This window comes from Streptomyces chrestomyceticus JCM 4735, from assembly GCF_003865135.1.
In the GTDB taxonomy this organism is placed as follows: domain Bacteria; phylum Actinomycetota; class Actinomycetes; order Streptomycetales; family Streptomycetaceae; genus Streptomyces; species Streptomyces chrestomyceticus.
This window is the reverse complement of record NZ_BHZC01000001.1, coordinates 6753286-6770819: the sequence shown is the minus strand read 5'-3', so window position 1 is coordinate 6770819 and position 17534 is coordinate 6753286. Positions and strand designations below refer to the sequence as shown.

Here is a 17534-nt window from a genome sequence, read left to right as displayed (position 1 = left end):
TCCCCACCCCATCGGGCAACGAGGTGTGGCACACCAGTATCACGTGAGGGGGTTACCGTCACATTACGCACCCTCGGCCGAGATCAGAACCGCCGGACCCGGGGCGACACCGGCACGTTTGCCCGGGAGCCGCGGGCGGTACTCCCGGAGAGGGCGGGCCGGTTCGTCCCGCTTTGTTCCAGGGGCGCCCGGGACCGTACCGCCGCGCCGGACCGCTCCTGGTCCGCGCCTCCCGAGTGCCCGCCGACGGCCGAGGAGAACCCGTGAGCAAGCACTTCGACGTCACGGCCGTGACGTTCTACTTCGACTCCGCGTGCCCCTGGACCTGGCGCACCGCGCGCTGGCTGGTGGCCGCCACCGGGCGCCGGGGCATCCCGCTGTCCTACCGCGCCTTCGACCTGACCGACGGCGCGCCTCTGGACGAGCTGCCCGACGAGTACCGCCCGGCCGCCGCCGGGAGCCGCTGCCTGCTGCGGCTGGCCGAGGCCGCGCACGCCGACGGCCGGGACACCCTGACCGGCACGGTGTACGCCGCGTACGGCGCCGCGGTGTTCGACGGCGGCGCGGACCCGTCGCCGGAGCTGGCCGAACGGTGCCTGGCGGAGGCGGGCGCCGCGACCTATGCCGACGTGCTGCACGACACCGCGCTGGACCGGCCGGTGGCCCTGGCCCGCGAGCAGGCGCAGGAGTTCTCCGGCGAGGACGCGGGCTCGCCCGTCACGGTCGTCACCACGCCCCGCGGCGAACGCGGCTTCTTCGGGCCCGTGGTGGCGCCCACGCCCACCGGCGCGGAGGCCGACCGGCTGTGGGACGCGCTCGTCGGCGCCGCGTCCGTCCCGCAGTTCTTCGAGCTGCGGGCGCGGCGGACGGCGAAGCCGTGAGCGCCTGCGATTCCACCGGCCCGGTCCGGCAGGGCGGCTACATGGAGTGAGCGGGCCGCTGCCCTGCCGGGGGGCTGCGAATTCAGCGCCCCCGCCGCGGATCCTCCAGATCAGGGGTGAGCGACAGGACGGCCGTGGCCACCGCGTCCGGCGCGTCGGCCATCACCAGGTGCCCGGCCGGGGCGGCGATGGCGAAGGCGCCGCCGAGCTGGGTGGCCAGCGCCCGCTGCCGCTCCAGCCAGCGCAGTTCGCGCGGCGTCTCGCTGCCGTCGTACGCCGCCAGGACCGTCACCGGCACGCCGCGCAGCGGACGGTCCGGGCGCAGCGCGGCGACCTCGGCGGCCTGGTAGCCGTACGTCGCGTTCTCCAGGGCGCAGGCGCGCAGCACCCGGCTGGTGCGGTAGGCCCCGGCCTCGTACGGATCACGCGGGTGGTCGCGCACGGTCAGGGCGCGGGTGGTCATCCGGCGCGCGGCCGGGCCGAGGGCGCGCGGCACCCCGGCCGCCGCGAGCACGGAGGCCAGGCCGCCCGCCCAGGCCGTACGGACGGGACGCGGCAGCAGCGGCCTCGGGTCCTCCTCCACGCTGCCGTCGGCCAGCACGATGCCCGCGGTGCGGTCCGGATACAGCCGGGCGAACGCCTCGGCGTGGAAGGCGGCCAGGCTGTGGCCGACGACGGTGCACGGGCCGGGCAGCCCGAGCGCGTCCAGGACGTGCGCGATCCGGGCGGCCTCGCCCGCCGCGGTGGGCGGCTCCTGGGCGGGCGCGCTCAGCCCCAGGCCGGGCCGGTCGAAGCGGACGACCGTACGGTGCGGGGCGAGGCGGGCCGCGACCGCGTCCCAGTCGAACCAGCTCATGCCCAGCCCGCCGCTGAGCACGCACACCGGGCCGCTGCCCTCGCGCAGCACGTGCAGCACCACGCCGTCGACGCGCAGCATGCGGCCGGGGGCGGGGTTGGGGCGGCCGGGGCCGGGGCCGGCTCCTGGCCCCCGCCCTGACCCTGGCCCGTTCGGAAATATGTCGCTCGTGCCGTCTCTCGTGTTCTTCCGCCTCCGCCGCTCGCCGTCCCCGCTCATACCGGTTCCCCTTCCCTCCCCGTAGTGGTGCCCGCTCGCCCGACACACCACGCGAGCAGCCCGACGTACAGGGCGACGAGCAGGACCTGGAGGCGCTGGCCGACGCCCAGCGCCCAGTTGCCGTGGCCCTCGGTGAAGGCCGCGATGGAGGAGAGGGTCCAAACGGTGGCGGCCAGTTCGGCCAGGGCCAGCCACGGCGCGACGCGGCCGAGCGGCGGCCACCAGCCGTACCGGCGGGCGGCCACGGTCAGCAGGACCAGCGCGGCCAGCGCCCCCGTCATGGCCAGCGAGCTGCTGATCGCGTGCGCGGTGTGGGTGGCGGGCACCAGTCCCGCGGTCTCGCGGGCCGCGCATTCCGGGTCGCTGGTCGGGGCGCAGCTCAGCGGCAGCCGGGAGTCGACGGCGGTGGCGGCACCGAAGAGGGCGAGGGCCGCCCAGCCGGCCGTCGCCCACGGGCGGCGGCGGAGGGTGAGCAGCGCGGCGATCGCGCCCGCCAGTACGAGCAGTCCGGCGAGCAGGTCCGTCGCGCGGAACAGGCCGCCGAGCGGCTGGTCGGCGGCGGCCAGTTCACTGACGTACGTCCGGACCGGGTCGAGGCCGGTGGACAGGACCACCTCCAGGACCCAGGCGGTGTACGCCACCGCCCCGAGCAGGAGGAGTACGGGGGCGGCACGGCGGCTCTTGCTCGGCTGCACGGACATCCTGGAGGTCGGGCTGGGACGCCAGGGGCGCTTCGGAAGGTCAAGGATAGGCAAATTCGGCGCGAACCGGGGCACTCGGGAGCGGCATACCCCACAGGGGTAGGGTGCTGGACAGTGGTACCGGGAGGACCGTCGACATGCCGTACGAAGTGCGAGGCCGGAGCAGGGCAGCCGCGTGGTGCGGCCGTCTGCTGCTGTTCGCCGCGCTGATCGTCGGCATCGTGGGCATGCATACGCTGGGGCACCCGGTGGGCGGGCACGGCTCGGGGCCGATGCCCGCGGCACACCAAACACATCAGACTTACCACGCACCGCAGTCACACCACGGACCACATACACACCATGTACCGCAGGTGCACCACGCACTGCCAACGCACCACGCGCTTCAGGCGCCGCAGCAAGCGCGGTATTCCTCCTCCGTCGCCGACGACCACCACGCCATGAACCCCGGCGCGGCCTGCCTGGCCGTGCTCTCCCTCTGCGTACTCGTCCTCGTCCGTACGGGACGGCTGCTGGGCCGGCAGGCCGCCGACCTCCTGGCCGCCGTACGGGCCCGGCTGCTGCGCGGTCTGCGGCCCCTGCCGCCACCGCTCCCCCGCCACAAACACCTCGCCCGGCTCTCGGTCCTGCGCGTGTAGACGCGCGGCCCGGCCGCCGACGCCTGCGCGCGTCCGCGGCCCGGCCCACGCGCGCTCACCGCAACCGTTTCCCACCATCACGAGGTGTTTTTCCACCATGCGTACGCACACCCGCCGCGCCGTACTCGGCGCGGGTATCGCGGTCGCCGGCGGCGGCCTGCTCGCCGCCTGTTCGTCGGGCTCCGGCACGGACGGCACCGGCCACTCGGGCCACGCCGGCAGCCCGGCCGAGGCGCCGGAAGGTTACGTCTCCCCCGACGGCCCGGAAGTGGCCGCCGCGGAGAAGAAGCGCGGCTCCGGCCCCGTACGGAAGGTCGCGCTCACCGCCACCGCCGCCAAGCTCGACCTGGGCGGCCGTACGGTCGGCAGTTGGGCGTACGGGGACGACCTGCCCGGCAAGGAGGTACGGGTCACCGCGGGCGACACCCTGGAGCTGACGCTCGCCAACCACCTGCCCGAGGCCACCTCCCTGCACTGGCACGGCCTGGCCCTGCGCAACGACATGGACGGCGTACCGGATCTGACCCAGCGTCCCGTGAAGGCGGGCGGCTCGTTCACGTACCGCTTCGCCGTCAGCCACCCCGGCACGTACTGGTTCCACCCGCACTCGGGCGTGCAGCAGGACCGCGGCCTGTACGCGCCGCTGATCGTCGAGGACCCGAAGGAGCCCCTCGCCTACGACAAGGAGTGGGTGGTCGTCCTGGACGACTGGGTCGACGGGGTGGACGGCAGCACGCCGGACGCGGTGCTGGCCGAACTCCGCAAGGGCATGGGCGGGATGGACCACGGGTCCGGGGGCATGGACCACGGGGGCATGGACCACGGCGGTTCCGGTTCCGGTTCCGGGGGCATGGACCACGGCGCGCACTCCATGGGCGGCCGCGCGGCGCCGTCCCCCACCGGCCCCTCCCGCATGCTGATGGGCGCCACCAGCAAGCTGCTGGGTGGCGACGCGGGCGACGTGGACTACCCGTACCACCTGGTCAACGGCCGTACGCCGCAGGACCCGCAGACCTTCCGCGCGCGGCCCGGCGACCGGGTCCGCATCCGCTTCGTCAACGCGGGCGGCGACACCGCGTACCGTGTCGCGCTCGGCGGCCACACCATGACCGTGACGCACACCGACGGCTACCCCGTCACCCACGCCCCGACGGACGCCCTGCTGCTCGGCATGGGCGAGCGTTACGACGTGGTGGTCACGGTCAAGGACGGCGTCTTCCCGATGACCGCGCTCGCCGAGGGCAAGAAGCGGACCGCGCTGGCCGTGCTGCGCACCGGCGGCGGGGCGGCGCCCGAGGAGTCCGTACGGCCGAAGGAGCTGGACGGGCGGCTGCTGACGGCCGACCGGCTGAAGGCCGACGGTCCGGTGCGGCTGGCGTCGCGCAAGCCGGACCGGACCCTTCGGTTCGACCTCACCGGTTCGATGGCGAAGTACGACTGGGCCGTCAACGGCAAGAAGTACGCGCCTGACCAGCGCTATCCGGTACGGGCCGGGGAACGCGTACGGCTGTCGTTCCGCAACAACACCACTATGTGGCACCCGATGCACCTGCACGGGCACACCTTCGCGCTGCCGGACGGCGGCCCGCGCAAGGACACCGCGATCGTGCTGCCGGGCCGCCGGCTGGACGTCGATCTCGACGCCGACAACCCCGGCCTGTGGATGCTGCACTGCCACAACGTCTACCACGCGGAATCCGGGATGATGACGGTCCTCGGTTACCAGAAGTAGGCGGTACGGAAGCGGCCCCCGGCCACAGTCGTGGCCGGGGCCGCTCGCGCGACGGTCCGGCGGGGCCGGGTCAGTTCACCCGGTCCGGCAGTTCCGCCGGTACGTCGTCGGCGTCCTCGCTGCTCGCGACGATGCGCGAGGAGCCGGAGCCGCCGCGGTCGAGCAGTCCGGCGGTCACCGCGATGCCCAGGCCGATGACGGCCAGCACCGCGCCGACCAGCGCCGGAGAGGTCCAGCCCCAGCCCGCCGCGATGGCCACGCCGCCGACCCAGGCGCCGCCCGCGTTGGCCAGGTTGAACGCCGAGTGGTTGGAGGCCGAGGCCAGGGTCGGCGCGTGCTGGGCCTTCTTCATGACCAGCATCTGCAGCGGCGTGGTGGTCATGAAGCCGACCGCGCCCAGGATGACGACGCAGACCAGGGCCGCCCACTTGACGTGTACCGCGTAGGTGAAGACCACGAGGGTAACGGCGAGGGCGCCGAGCGCCCCGTACAGCGTGGGCCGCAGCGCGCGGTCGGTCAGCGGGCCCGCGGCCAGCGCGCCCAGCGTCATACCGGCACCGAAGAGCGCCAGGACCAGCGGGACGGACCCCTCGGCGAAGCCGGAGACCTCGGTCATCATCGAGGCGAGGTAGCTGTAGACGGCGAACACACCGGCGAAGCCGAAGACCGCGGTGACCAGGCCGAGGACGACCTGCCGGTTGCCCATGGCGCGGAGCTCGTGGGCCACGCCGCCGTGCTCCGCGCGCGGCATGTGCGGCACGAGGCGGGCCAGCGCGGCCATCGCGACCAGGCCGATGGCGGCCACGACCAGGAAGGTCGCGCGCCAGCCGAGGTGCTGGCCGAGCAGTGTCGCGGCGGGTACGCCGACGATGTTGGCGACGGTCAGGCCGAGGAACATGGTGGCCACCGCACGCGCCTGCCGGCCTTCCTTGACCAGCCGGGCGGCGACCACCGCGCCGACCCCGAAGAACGCGCCGTGCGGGAGCCCGGCGAGCAGCCGGCCGGCGATCAGCAGGCCGAAGTTGGGCGCCAGCGCCGAGGCCAGGTTGCCCACGGTGAAGACGGCCATCAACAGCAGGAGCATCCGCTTGCGCGGGATGCGCGACCCGAGGGCGGTCAGCAGCGGAGCGCCGATGACGACACCGAGGGCATAGGCGGAGACGAGGTAGCCGGCCGTGGGCACGGACGTACCCAGGTCGCCCGCGACATTGGGCAGCAGGCCCATCATCACGAACTCAGTCGTGCCGATGCCGAAGGCGGAGACGGCCAGCGCGAGCAGCGCCAGGGGCATGAGAGACCTTTCGAAAACGGGGCGTACGGTCCCGGGCACGGTGGTGCTGCGGTGCGCTGGGGCACCGGAGTACCGGAGCGGTCCGTGCGGCGCGCGGGGCGCCGGGGGTTCCGTACGGCGTACGCGGCTGGATGTCCGTAAGTTCTTGTACGGAACAAAGTCTCTCAGCCCATTCATTCCGACGGGAGAACGGAATGTTACGGAGGAGCGGCGAGAGCCGCCCGTGACGGCCCGGCGGAGCGGGAGGAGCCTGCTCCGCCGGGGCGCCGCGGCCGGCCGGGCTTTGTCAGATCTTGACCGAGGCGGCGAGCGGAAGGTGATCACTGCCGGTCCGGGGCAGCGACCAGGAGGACACCGGGTCGATCCCCTTCATCATGATCTGGTCGATCCGCGCCATCGGGAAGCCGGCCGGCCAACTGAAGCCGAAGCCGTCGCCCGCCGCGCCCTGGGCCGAGCGCATCTGCGAGGTGACCGGGGCCAGCGAGCGGTCGTTCATGGTGCCGTTGAGGTCACCGAGCAGGATGACCTGTCCGATGCTCTCCTTGGAGATCGCCTCGCCGAGGGCGGCCGCGCTGTCGTCCCGCTGGTTGGCGGTGAACCCCGCGTTGAGCTTGACCCGCACCGACGGCAGGTGCGCGACGTAGAAGGCGACCTGCCGGCCGTCGGGCGCCTTGACGGTGGCGCGCAGCGCGCGGGTCCAGCCCATCTTGATGTTCACGGGCGCGGCGTCGGAGATCGGGTGCTTGCTCCACAGTCCGACCGTGCCCTGCACCGTGCGGTACGGGTACGCCTTGGCCAGCCCTTCCTTGTACTTGGGCAGCGCGTCACCGGTCAGCTCCTCCAGGGCCACCACGTCCGCGCCGGACTTCACGATGTCCCTGGCCGTGCCCGCCGGGTCGGGGTTGTCGGCGTCGACGTTGTGGGTGGCGACGGTCAGATTGCCGCCGGTGCCCTTCTTGTCCGTGACCTGCCCGCCGAAGAGGCTGACCCAGACGACGGCGGGCAGCAGCAGCGCGACGATCGCCGTCGTGGAACGCCGCAACACGGCGGCGATCAGCAGCACCGGGACGCCCAGCAGCCCGAGCCACGGCAGGAACGTCTCCAGCAGGCTGCCGAGGTTGCCGACGGTGTTGGGGACGTGCGCGTGGAGGATCATCAGCAGCCCGAGCAGGACCGCCAGCACCGCCAGCACGATGCCCCGCCGCCACATGCCCTCCGGGCGCCACCAGTCGCGCAGGCGCCGCGCTCCGGAGGCGGCCCGCTCAGGGTCTTGGCCCTGCCCCGACTCCGTCATGTATGCCTGCGCCATGCCGCTGCCCTCACTGCCTTGCTCCGTACGCCCCACCTGTGATCTCCGACCCTAGGCGATGGCCCGTAATGCGTTTTCTTAGAAGTGGAGACGGCACGCTGACGGCCCGGGGTTCCGGCTACGGAGGCCGCGGTGGGGGCTGTGACAGAACGGGCATAGTCCCGTCATGGAGCGGTCAGGTGATGTGCCTTTTGCGACTGCTTGTCGCTCGATGGAGCACTGTTCCCGGCCGGTTGACGACCGGACCTCTCCGGACGCCGGTCCACGGGCGGGTGCCGATCCACGGGCGGACGCCGGGCGTGCCCGGACCAGGCATCCGGCGGCCCGGCCCCGTCAGCCCCGCGGCCGCACGCCCTCCAGCACCGTGTCGACGATCTCCTCGGCCAGCCCCTCCGGCAGGTCCGCCCACTCGTGCAGCACGGCCCGGGACAGCACCGGCCCGACGAAGAGGTCGGCGAGCAGGTCGATGTCCCGGTCCGTACGCACCTCACCGCACTCCCGGCCGCGCCGCAGCACGGACAGCAGCACCTCGCGGCGGGCCTGCACCACCGTCTCGTGGTACTCCCGCCAGAGCGCGGGCTGCGCCTTGACGTGCGTGACGACGGTGCGCAGCAGCGCCGAGTTGCGCTTGGCCAGGCCGCGGATGCGCAGGAACTCGATGATGCCCACGAGGTCGTCGCGTACGGACACCCCGGCCGGCGGCGGGATGTCCGTGTCCAGCGAGCGCATCACGTCCAGCATCAGGGCGCTCTTGCCCGGCCAACGCCGGTAGACGGTGGCCTTGCCGACACCCGCCTCACGGGCGATGCGCTCCATCGACAGCTCCCCGATGGAGACCCCGTCCTCGATCATGCGCAGTACGGCTTCGATGATCGCGGTGTCGGCGGCGGGGCTGCGGGGGCGCCCGCGGCGGGGGTCGGGGGCGGGCGCGGCGGCCTGCGCTCCGTCCGCCCGGTCCGTCCCCGTGGCGTCCGTCGCGTCCGTCGCCGCCGTCCCGTTCATACCCGTGCTCCCGCCTTTGCCCGCTCCGCCCGGTTCGTACCGCGCGGGCCGCTCCCCATCCTGCCGGGCAGGAAGGCCCCGACCACCACGGCGCCGACGATCGCGACGCCGGCGGAGCCGAGCGCGGTGACGTGCATGGCGTGGATGAACGCGGCGTGCGCCTCGTCGGTCAGCGCCTGGCCCGCCGGGCCCAGGTGCCGGGCCAGGCCGAGCGTCGCCTCGATGGACTCGCCCGCCGCGTGCCGGGCGCCGTCCGTCAGGCCGGGGACGGACCGGAGTGTCCCTTCGATGCCGTCACGGTAGACGGTGGACAGCAGCGAGCCCAGTACGGCGACGCCGAGCGTGCCGCCGACCTGCCGGAACGTGTTGTTGAGCGCCGAACCGGAACCCGCCTTCTCGCGCGGCAGCGCCTGCATGATCGACACGGTGACCGGCGGCATGATGTGCGCCGTGCCGGTGCCCTGGACGAAGAAGAGCACCTCCAGCACCCAGATCGGGGTGTCCGCGTCCAGGAGCAGGAAACTGGACATGCTGACGGCGACCAGCAGCATCCCGGCCGTGCAGACGACGCGCGAGCCGAAGCGGTCGACGACGTGCCGGGCCCGCGGCGAGAAGATCATCTGGGAGACGGCCAGCGGCAGGATCAGCAGGCCCGCCTGGAGCGGGGTGAAGCCGCGCACGCTCTGGACGTAGAAGACGATGAAGAACGTGACGCCCATCAGCGCGAAGAAGACCAGCGCGATGGCGCCGACGGCGGCGGAGAAGGCCGGCTTGCGGAAGAGATTGACATCGATCGACGGGTGATCGATGCGCTTCTCGTACAGCACGAAACCGACCAGGACGAGCAGTCCGCCCAGGACCGTGCCCAGCACCTGCGGATCGGTGAAGTCGGCGAGCTGGCCGCCCTTGATGATCCCGTACACCAGCAGCACCAGGCCGACGACCGAGAGCAGCACGCCGACCGGGTCCAGCTTCCCCGGCCGGGGGTCCTTGGAGTCGGGCACCAGGAGGATCATCGCGATCAGGGCGATGAGCACGATCGGAACGTTCACGAGGAAGACCGAACCCCACCAGAAGTGGTCCAGCAGCAGACCGCCCGCGATCGGCCCGATCGCGATGGCCAGGCCCACCCCGCCCGCCCAGATGCCGATCGCCCTGGGCTGCTCGTCCCGCTCGAAGACGTTCATCAGGACGGCGAGGGTGGAGGGCATCACGAAGGCGCCGCCCAGGCCCATCACGGCCCGGAAGGCGATGAGCTGGCCGGGGGACGCGGCGACGGCGGCCAGCACCGAGCCGGCGCCGAACACCAGCAGGCCGAAGAGCAGCACCTTCTTGCGGCCCAGCCGGTCACCGAGCAGGCCGGAGGTGAACAGCAGCCCCGCGAAGACCAGCGTGTAGGAATTGATCGCCCATTCAAGCTGGCTCTGGGTGGCGCCGAGGCCGGTGGGGGCCGGGGTGGCGATCGTCTTCATCGCCACGTTGAGGATCGAGTTGTCCAGCACCACTATCAGCAGGCTGAGCATCAGGACGGACAGGATCACCCAGCGGCGACGGTGGATGTGCTCGGGTACGTGCCGGGGCGCTTCGGCTGTGCCGGAGGTCGGTGAGCTGGCCATGGCGACACCCTACGCCGGTTCCGATACGGACCCGTTCCGTATCGCTTCGGGTTCCGGGGCGCCCCTTCGGCTCGGCGTCTCTTCGGTACCGAGGCCCCTTCCACTCCCCCCGCGGCACGTGCCAGCATGGAAGGGAGTCCGGAGACGCCGTCAGGGCGCTTCGAGATGACGAACAGGAGCCGTCGCCATGACGCAGCTTTCGCCTGCCCAGAACCCGCCCGCGGACGGGACGCCCACGCCCGGCGGAACCGCCGCCGCGCCCACATCCGCCGCCGCCAAGCCCGCATCCGACAGCAGCAAGGCGCTGTACGGGGGCAAGAGCTCGCGGCGCGTGACCGTGCGCGACATCGCCGCCGCCAAGGAGCGCGGCGAGAAGTGGCCCATGCTCACCGCCTACGACGCGATGACCGCGTCCGTCTTCGACGAGGCCGGCATCCCGGTGCTGCTGGTCGGCGACTCGATGGGCAACTGCCACCTCGGGTACGAGTCCACCGTGCCGGTCACGATGGACGAGATCACGATCCTGTCCGCCGCCGTCGTCCGCGGCACCCGGCGCGCCCTGATCGTCGCCGACCTGCCCTTCGGCGCCTTCCAGGAGAGCCCGGTGCAGGCCCTGCGCAACGCCACCCGCCTGGTCAAGGAGGCCGGGGTGGGCGCGGTCAAGCTGGAGGGCGGCGAGCGTTCCGCCCACCAGGTCGAGCTGCTGGTCTCCTCCGGCATCCCGGTCATGGCCCACGTCGGCCTGACGCCGCAGTCCGTCAACGCGTACGGGGGCTACCCGGTGCAGGGCCGCGGCGAGGAGGCGGCCCAGCAGTTGCTGCGCGACGCCAAGGCCGTCCAGGACGCGGGGGCCTTCTCCGTCGTCCTGGAAGCCGTACCGGCCGAGCTGGCCGCCGAGGTCACCCGCTCGCTGCACATCCCCACCGTGGGCATCGGCGCGGGCATCGGCTGCGACGCCCAGGTGCTGGTCTGGACGGACATGGCGGGCCTGACCAGCGGGCATGTGCCGCGCTTCGTGAAGCAGTACGCGAATCTGCGCGAGGTGCTGGGGGGCGCGGCCAAGGACTTCGCGGAAGAGGTCGTCGGCGGGACGTTCCCGGCCAAGGAGCACAGCTTCCGCTGACGTGACGCCGGTGGCGGCGCCTTCCCGGCACCGCCACCGGTCCGCCGTCATCGATACGTCGCCACCGGTCCGCCGGCCCCGGCTCCCACCCCGGCCTCCGGCCCCGAACGGCGTCCGCAAGGCTCCCACCTGGCCTGTCGGTCGGCTGTCGGTCGTTTGTCAGTGGTGCCTGTCATCGTGGGGGCATGACGCGAAAGACGACATCCAACGGCGCGGGGAACGCCGTCGAAGTGCGGGGGCTGGTCAAGCACTTCGGCGAGGTGAAGGCCGTGGACGGGGTGGATCTCGACGTACGGGAAGGCACCGTGCTCGGCGTGCTCGGGCCGAACGGCGCGGGCAAGACGACGCTGGTGCGCTGCCTGTCCACCCTGCTGGTGCCGGACGCCGGCACGGCGACCGTGGCGGGCTTCGACGTGGTGCGCCAGCCGCGTGCGCTGCGCCGCACCATCGGCCTCACCGGCCAGTACGCCTCGGTCGACGAGAAGCTCTCCGGCCGGGAGAACCTGTACATGATCGGCCGGCTGCTGGACCTCTCCCGCAAGGACGCCCGCGCGCGGGCCGACGAGCTGCTGGAGCGGTTCTCGCTCACCGAGGCCGCCGGCCGGGCCGCCGCCAAGTACTCCGGCGGTATGCGCCGCCGCCTGGACCTGGCCGCCTCGATGATCGGCCGGCCCGCGGTGCTGTATCTGGACGAGCCGACCACCGGCCTCGACCCCCGCACCCGCAACGAGGTCTGGGACGAGGTCCGCAGCATGGTGCGGGACGGCGCCACGGTCCTGCTCACCACCCAGTACATGGAAGAGGCCGAGCAACTGGCCCATGAGCTGACGGTCATCGACCGCGGCCGGGTCATCGCCGAGGGCGAGGTCGACGAGCTGAAGACGAAGGTCGGCGGCCGTACGCTCCAGATACGCCCGGCGCTGAGCACCGAGCTGGACCGGATGGTCGGCGCCATCGCGCAGGCCGGCCTGGACGGCATCGCGGGCGCCACCGCCGACCACGAGGACGGTGTGGTCAACGTGCCGATCGTCAGCGACGAGCAGTTGTCCGCCGTGGTCGGCATGCTCGGCGAGCGGGGCTTCACGATCTCCGGCATCAACACCCATCTGCCCAGCCTGGACGAGGTGTTCCTGGCCATCACCGGCCAGAAGACCTCGGAGGCCGGCAGCGGCGGCCCCGAGGACGGGCCGCAGGACCAGCAGGGCGTTCAGGACAAGCAGTTCGAGGAGGTTCCGGCATGAGTGCCGCGACGGTGGCGGCGCCGGGCAAGCCGCAGCGGCCGGGTGCCGACGAGGGCCGGATCGGCCTGCGGGCCCATCTGCGTCACACGGGCGCCCTGGTGCGCCGCAACGCGATGCAGATCAAGAACGACCCGGAGTCGATGTTCGACGCCCTGTTGATGCCGATCGTCTTCACGCTGCTGTTCGTGTACGTCTTCGGCGGCGCGATGGGCGGCAGCTTGGGCGGCGACCGTTCCGCGTACGTGAACTACATCATCCCCGGCCTGCTGGCGATGGGCGGTCTGAACATCGCCATGTCGGTCGGTTCCGGCGTCAACGACGACTTCAACAAGGGGGTGATGGACCGCTTCCGCACGATGCCGATCGCCCGCTCCTCGGTGCTGACGGCGAAGATGCTCGTGGAGTCCGGGCGGATGCTGGTCTCCACCGTCATCCTGCTGTCGCTGGCGTTCCTGATCGGTTTCGACCTGCGGACCGGCCCGCTGGAGCTGCTGGCGGCCGTCGCCCTGGCGCTGCTCTTCGGCTCCTCGCTGACCTGGATCTTCATGCTGCTCGGGCTGACCATGAAGACGCCGCAGGCGGTGCAGGGCGTGGGCTTCATGGTGCTGATGCCGCTGCAGTTCGGTTCCTCCATATTCGCCCCGCCCACGACGATGCCGGGCTGGATGGAGGCGTTCACCAAGATCAACCCGCTGTCGAACCTGGCGGACGCGGCCCGGGCCCTGATGAACGGCCAGGGCGCGGTCGCCCAGCCGGTGCTGATCACCCTGGCCTGGACCGCCGGCATCACCCTGGTCTTCGCGCCCCTCGCGGTGAACAAGTTCCGCAAGAAGACCTGAGAATTCTGACGCGTCACCTTCGCCCGGCTCGCGTCAGATGAGGGCGGTGGCCTCTTCGAGAGAGAGGCCGCCGCCTTCGGCGTACGCCCGGTCGTAGGCGGCGTCGTCGCCGAGCGCCGCGCGCGTCTCCGCCTCGGCCGCCGCCCGGTTCCTCCGGACGATCCGCTGCGGCCGGTGCTGGGCGGAGCGGAGCGTGTCGTACGCACCGATCAGCCGTGCCGCGTCCGGGCCGCCGGCCGCCGCGCCCCGCACGCCCAGCACCGCCCGCGCCGCGGTCAGGAACTGGAACACCGGCAGGTCGGGCGCGACGATCTGCGTCAGTTCGTCCCGGAACAGCGCCATGGCCGACCGGATTCCGGTCAGCATGTCGGGGGCGAACTTCCCCTCCTCGACGTCCAGGGAGATCAGGGACATGGCCAGCACGCCCTTGAACAGCTCCGGTCCGCGCTGGCCGAACGCCTTGCGCACCTCCTCCAGGTGACCGCGCGCTTCCTGGAGCCGGCCGACGCACGTCAGGTGCATCGCGAGCGTCAGATGGGCGAACGACACCGCGTCCCGGCCGCCGCTCTGCTCCTTCGCCAGCTCCAGCACCTCGTGCAGCAGCCGCTCGCCGGTCGCCTCGTCGTCGGCCTCCAGCAGCACGCTGCCCAGCCGGGTCTGGAGCATCAGCACCTGGCTGCGCGCCCCGAGCTCCTCGGCGTAGCGGACGGCCGCCCGGTAGTCCTCGGCGGCCAGCTCGTACTCGCCGCGCCCCTCGCGCGACTCGCCGCGCCCCGCGATGGCCTCCGCCGCGCCCCACGCGTCCCCGAGCCTGACGAAGATCTCCAGGGATTCGTCGGCGTCCCGGCGGGCCTTGGCCAGGCCCTCCGGCCGGTCGTTGAAGATCTTGGAACGCAGTTGGAGGACGAAGGCCAGCTCCCATGCGTAGCCGTACTCCCGGCAGGCGCGTACGGCGTCCTCCGTCATCTCCGCCAGGTCGTCGAACCGGCCCGTCAGCAGCACCGCGTAGTACCACATCACGCCCGGCAGCTTGCAGGTCTGCGGCATGCCGCTGCGGTAGGCGGCCAGGATGCCGGTCAGCTCGTCCCGCCGTTCCTGCTTGCGCAGCACCTCGATGTCGCTCTCGACGCTGGCCAGCTTGACCAGCCGGATCTCGCGGCGCGCCTCCTTGAGCTGCTCGGGGTCCATCGGCGGCGGCGCGTCGATGGGCCGGGCGTGCAGGACGGGCGCCGGTTCGACGGGCGGCGCGAAGGGGTCGGGTCCGAGGGCCGCCACGGCGGCCGACCAGGCGCGGGCGTCGGCGCGGTGGTCGCGCAGCGTCCAGAACCACTGGAGCGAGAGCACGAGGCACAGGGCCTCGTGCTCGTCGTGGGCGGCGACGGCCCGGCGCAGCGCGGTACGCAGGTTGTCGTGCTCCAGCTCCAGCCGGTCCAGCCAGGCGCACTGCTCGGGGCCGCGCAGCAACGGGTCGGCGTTACGGGCGAGTTCGCGGTAGGCGACCAGGTGCCGCCGTTCGACCGCGGGCCGCTCCCCCGCCTCGTCCAGGCGCTCGCCGGCGTACTCCGAGACGGTCTCCAGCAGCCGGTAGCGCATCCGCCCGTCGCCGTCCTGGGCCGCGACCACCAGCGACTTGTCGATCAGCGAACCGAGCAGCACGGCCACGTCACGGGGCGCCACCCACGTCCGGGGGCTCGCCGCCCCGCCCGTCCCGACCTGCCCGATCGACCCGACCTGCCCGTCCGACCCGACCTGCACGCCTGCCCCGGCCGCCCCCTCCGCCCCGTCCCCGCAGACCTCCTCCGCGACGACCAGATCGCAGCCGCCGGAGAAGACCGACAGCCGGCGCAGCACGGCCCGCTCGGCGTCGTCGAGCAGGTCCCAGGACCAGTCCACCACCGCGCGCAGCGTCTGCTGTCTGGGCAGTACGGTGCGGCTCCCGCTGGTCAGCAGCCGGAACCGGTCGTCCAGCCGGTCGGCCAACTGGCGCGGTCCGAGCAACCGCAGCCGGGCGGCGGCCAGTTCGATGGCGAGCGGCAGCCCGTCGAGGCGCCGGCAGATCTCGGCGCAGGCGGCCGGGTCGTCCTCGATACGGAACCCGGGCCGTGCGGCGGCCCCCCGGTCCGCCAGCAGCCGCAGCGCGACCGGGTCGGGCAGCGGCTCCACCGGCCGCACCGCCTCCCCCGGCACGGCCAGCGGCTCCCGGCTGGTGGCCAGCACTGTCACACCGGGGCACTCGGCCAGCAGCCGGTCGGCCAGTTCGGCGGCGGCGCCGATCACGTGCTCGCAGTTGTCGAGGACCAGCAGCATCCGCCGGTTCTCGCAGAACGCGGCGAGCTGGGCCATCGGGTCGCACGCCGACCGGTCGGAGGCGGCGCGCAGTTCCTCGGCGGTGGTGCCGCGCAGCACGGTCTCGCGCGCCCCGAGAGCGGTGAGCACCGCTTCCGGAACGGTCTGCGGGTCGTCCACGGGCGCCAGCTCCGCGAACCACACCCCGTCCGTCCAGGCGTCCGGCGCCGCGGCCGCCGCTGCCTCGGCGCTCTCCTGCGAGAGCCGCGTCTTGCCGGCACCGCCGGGTCCCAGCAGGGTCACCAGGCGGTGGGCGGCCAGGTCGGCGCGGATCGCGGCCAGGTCGTCCTCCCGGCCCACGAAGGAGGTCGGCCGCGACCGCAGGTTGCCCGGCCGGGCACCGGCCCCGTTACGGGCACCGCCCCCGCCGACGGCCTCGCAGCCGTCTCCGTACCCCGTCCGCCGGACCGTCCACCACCGCTCCCCGAGGGCGGCACCACCGGTTCCGCCACCTCCGGCCGCCCCTCGGAACCAGCGTCCACCCGCAGCAACTCCCCATGCAGGTTGCGCAGTTCGAGGCCGGGCTCGACTCCCAGGCGATCGACGATGGCAGCCCGCACCGAGGCGTACGCGTCGAGCGCCTCCGCCGTACGGCCCGCGGCCCGCAGCGCGCGCAGACGCAGGGCCTGGAGCGGCTCGTCCAGCGGATGGTCCGCGGACAGGGCCGCCAGCCCGGGCAGCGCCTGGCCGGGGCGTCCGAGGGCGACCTCCGCGGCGAGCCGGGTACGGCGGGCGTCCAGGTGGCCTCGCTCGGCGCGCGCCGCCTCGCCGGCCGCCTCCGGGAGGTCGGCCAGCGCCGGGCCGCGCCAGAGCGCGAGGGCGTCGTCGAGCAGCGCGGCGGCCTTGACCGGATCGGCGTCGGCCAGGGCCTGCGCCCCCTCGGCGGCGAGCTCCTCGAAACGGTGCAGATCCACGTCGGACGGATCGGCACACAGCCGGTACCCGCCGTGTACGGAGTCGATGGCGTCCCGCCCCACGGACCGGCGCAGCCGCGCGACCAGGGCCTGCAACGCGCCGGTCGCGTCGGCGGGCGGCTCCGGCCCCCACACGTCCGCGATCAGCAGGTCGGCGGCGAGCGCCCGGCCGGGCCGCAGCGCGAGCGCCGTGAGCAGTGCGCGCAGGCGCGAGCCACCGAGCGCGACGGGCGTACCGTCGCTCCGGTGAGCCTGGGCCGTACCGAGGATTCCGTAGCGCACCGCCCCATTGTCCTGCACGGACGGCGGCTTCACGCGCCACGCTCCGCGCACGTCACGTCCAGCTCGACGAGGACACCGGACTCGACGCGGCGATACCCCCGCCTCTCCCGTCCGCCCCCACGCTTCCCGGCGCCCAGGTCCGTACCAGTGCCCGTACCCGCACCACCCCCGTCCCCGTCCGCCTCAACCGGATCCGCGAACCACTTCGGACACCGCTCGACCGACCGCAGCCACCGCTCCCCCGGCACCGGCTCGGCCCCCCGATACCCCACGACCACCACCTGAATGGACCGGACCCGCCCCGCGATCCGGGACGCGCCGGACCTCTTGTCCGCCGCGCCGCCGTGCAACGTGACCGTCCGCAGCAGCCCCCGCTCGTCCAGGCAGTCCGCCCACACCGCCACGTCCGCCTCCGGCACGCTCTCGAAGACCAGCGGCCACGCGACCTCGTCCCCCACCGAGAACGGCGTGCCGCAGCACTCCATCTCCCAGCCGCGGTGGAACACCCGCACCGTCCGGCCCGCGCCCGTATCCGTCATGGGCC

15 protein-coding genes are annotated in these 17534 nt (G+C 73.2%); 6 read left to right on the top strand and 9 right to left on the bottom strand.

Annotation, left to right across the window (positions count from 1 at the left end; all coding sequences use genetic code 11):
* Window positions 1-263 precede the first annotated feature (263 nt).
* A complete protein-coding gene (locus tag EJG53_RS29670; RefSeq protein ID WP_125047455.1) occupies window positions 264-881 on the top strand; it encodes a mycothiol-dependent nitroreductase Rv2466c family protein in 618 nt (205 codons plus the stop codon).
* Between the two features lie 82 nt (window positions 882-963).
* On the opposite strand, the gene EJG53_RS29665 is transcribed toward EJG53_RS29670, so the two are convergent.
* Both EJG53_RS29665 and EJG53_RS29660 read right to left on the bottom strand, forming a co-directional pair.
* Window positions 964-1818, bottom strand: coding sequence for an alpha/beta fold hydrolase (locus tag EJG53_RS29665; protein WP_125047454.1), 855 nt, complete (start codon window positions 1816-1818; stop codon window positions 964-966).
* Between the two features lie 134 nt (window positions 1819-1952).
* Complete coding sequence (locus EJG53_RS29660) at window positions 1953-2657, bottom strand: DUF998 domain-containing protein (protein ID WP_125047453.1); 705 nt, start codon at window positions 2655-2657, stop codon at window positions 1953-1955.
* A 440-nt stretch (window positions 2658-3097) separates the two neighbouring features.
* Here EJG53_RS29660 and EJG53_RS40785 point away from each other — a divergent pair, with 440 nt between their 5' ends.
* Together EJG53_RS40785 and EJG53_RS29650 are read left to right on the top strand one after the other, a co-directional pair.
* Window positions 3098-3295: a hypothetical protein gene (locus tag EJG53_RS40785; protein WP_154806415.1), complete on the top strand. Its 198-nt coding sequence runs from the start codon at window positions 3098-3100 to the stop codon at window positions 3293-3295.
* Window positions 3296-3392: 97 nt separating this feature from the next.
* A complete protein-coding gene (locus EJG53_RS29650) occupies window positions 3393-5027 on the top strand; it encodes a multicopper oxidase family protein (protein WP_125047451.1) in 1635 nt (544 codons plus the stop codon).
* A gap of 70 nt (window positions 5028-5097) precedes the next feature.
* On the opposite strand, the gene EJG53_RS29645 is transcribed toward EJG53_RS29650, so the two are convergent.
* The 4 genes from EJG53_RS29645 to EJG53_RS29630 form a co-directional block, all read right to left on the bottom strand.
* Window positions 5098-6318, bottom strand: a complete 1221-nt coding sequence (locus tag EJG53_RS29645) for an MFS transporter (protein ID WP_125047450.1) — start codon at window positions 6316-6318, stop codon at window positions 5098-5100.
* Window positions 6319-6604: 286 nt separating this feature from the next.
* A complete protein-coding gene (locus EJG53_RS29640) occupies window positions 6605-7612 on the bottom strand; it encodes an endonuclease/exonuclease/phosphatase family protein (protein ID WP_371858816.1) in 1008 nt (335 codons plus the stop codon).
* Between the two features lie 348 nt (window positions 7613-7960).
* Complete coding sequence (locus EJG53_RS29635; RefSeq protein ID WP_125047448.1) at window positions 7961-8629, bottom strand: TetR/AcrR family transcriptional regulator; 669 nt, start codon at window positions 8627-8629, stop codon at window positions 7961-7963.
* The gene (locus EJG53_RS29630; RefSeq protein ID WP_125047447.1) at window positions 8626-10245 is read right to left on the bottom strand and encodes an MFS transporter; all 1620 of its coding nucleotides are present in this window, start codon (window positions 10243-10245) and stop codon (window positions 8626-8628) included. Before EJG53_RS29630 ends, EJG53_RS29635 begins: the two co-directional genes overlap by 4 nt.
* 187 nt (window positions 10246-10432) lie before the next feature.
* Here EJG53_RS29630 and panB point away from each other — a divergent pair, with 187 nt between their 5' ends.
* From panB to EJG53_RS29615, 3 genes are all read left to right on the top strand, one after another.
* Entirely contained in the window at window positions 10433-11368 is a 936-nt protein-coding gene (gene panB / locus EJG53_RS29625; protein ID WP_174856474.1) for a 3-methyl-2-oxobutanoate hydroxymethyltransferase, read from the top strand.
* Window positions 11369-11553: 185 nt separating this feature from the next.
* Window positions 11554-12609 carry an ATP-binding cassette domain-containing protein gene (locus EJG53_RS29620; protein ID WP_032927018.1) on the top strand — a complete coding sequence of 352 codons (1056 nt, stop codon included), beginning with the start codon at window positions 11554-11556 and terminating at the stop codon, window positions 12607-12609.
* The gene (locus EJG53_RS29615) at window positions 12606-13448 is read left to right on the top strand and encodes an ABC transporter permease (protein WP_031004298.1); all 843 of its coding nucleotides are present in this window, start codon (window positions 12606-12608) and stop codon (window positions 13446-13448) included. Before EJG53_RS29620 ends, EJG53_RS29615 begins: the two co-directional genes overlap by 4 nt.
* Before the next feature lie 33 nt (window positions 13449-13481).
* Here the strand turns inward: EJG53_RS29615 and EJG53_RS29610 are convergent, their stop codons facing one another.
* Genes EJG53_RS29610 through EJG53_RS29605 form a run of 3 tightly spaced genes read right to left on the bottom strand, consistent with a single transcriptional unit; the run spans window position 13482 to window position 17529 of the window.
* Window positions 13482-16094, bottom strand: a complete 2613-nt coding sequence (locus tag EJG53_RS29610; RefSeq protein ID WP_371858743.1) for an ATP-binding protein — start codon at window positions 16092-16094, stop codon at window positions 13482-13484.
* Window positions 16034-16990, bottom strand: coding sequence for an AfsR/SARP family transcriptional regulator (locus EJG53_RS44015; protein ID WP_371858742.1), 957 nt, complete (start codon window positions 16988-16990; stop codon window positions 16034-16036). The genes EJG53_RS29610 and EJG53_RS44015 overlap by 61 nt, the downstream gene beginning before the upstream one ends.
* Window positions 16991-17019: 29 nt before the next feature.
* A complete protein-coding gene (locus EJG53_RS29605; protein WP_125047446.1) occupies window positions 17020-17529 on the bottom strand; it encodes a DUF6578 domain-containing protein in 510 nt (169 codons plus the stop codon).
* Between the last annotated feature and the right edge of the window lie 5 nt (window positions 17530-17534).

Excerpts from the sequence above, each read along its gene's own strand:
- EJG53_RS29615 (WP_031004298.1), top strand. The coding sequence starts at position 12,606 with ATGAGTGCCGCGACGGTGGCGGCGCCGGGCAAGCCGCAGCGGCCGGGT.
- EJG53_RS29630 (WP_125047447.1), bottom strand. The coding sequence starts at position 10,245 with ATGGCCAGCTCACCGACCTCCGGCACAGCCGAAGCGCCCCGGCACGTA.
- EJG53_RS29660 (WP_125047453.1), bottom strand. The coding sequence starts at position 2,657 with ATGTCCGTGCAGCCGAGCAAGAGCCGCCGTGCCGCCCCCGTACTCCTC.
- EJG53_RS29665 (WP_125047454.1), bottom strand. The coding sequence starts at position 1,818 with ATGCTGCGCGTCGACGGCGTGGTGCTGCACGTGCTGCGCGAGGGCAGC.
- EJG53_RS40785 (WP_154806415.1), top strand. The coding sequence starts at position 3,098 with ATGAACCCCGGCGCGGCCTGCCTGGCCGTGCTCTCCCTCTGCGTACTC.
- EJG53_RS29645 (WP_125047450.1), bottom strand. The coding sequence starts at position 6,318 with ATGCCCCTGGCGCTGCTCGCGCTGGCCGTCTCCGCCTTCGGCATCGGC.
- EJG53_RS29635 (WP_125047448.1), bottom strand. The coding sequence starts at position 8,629 with ATGAACGGGACGGCGGCGACGGACGCGACGGACGCCACGGGGACGGAC.
- EJG53_RS29650 (WP_125047451.1), top strand. The coding sequence starts at position 3,393 with ATGCGTACGCACACCCGCCGCGCCGTACTCGGCGCGGGTATCGCGGTC.
- EJG53_RS29605 (WP_125047446.1), bottom strand. The coding sequence starts at position 17,529 with ATGACGGATACGGGCGCGGGCCGGACGGTGCGGGTGTTCCACCGCGGC.
- EJG53_RS29620 (WP_032927018.1), top strand. The coding sequence starts at position 11,554 with ATGACGCGAAAGACGACATCCAACGGCGCGGGGAACGCCGTCGAAGTG.
- EJG53_RS29640 (WP_371858816.1), bottom strand. The coding sequence starts at position 7,612 with ATGACGGAGTCGGGGCAGGGCCAAGACCCTGAGCGGGCCGCCTCCGGA.
- panB (WP_174856474.1), top strand. The coding sequence starts at position 10,433 with ATGACGCAGCTTTCGCCTGCCCAGAACCCGCCCGCGGACGGGACGCCC.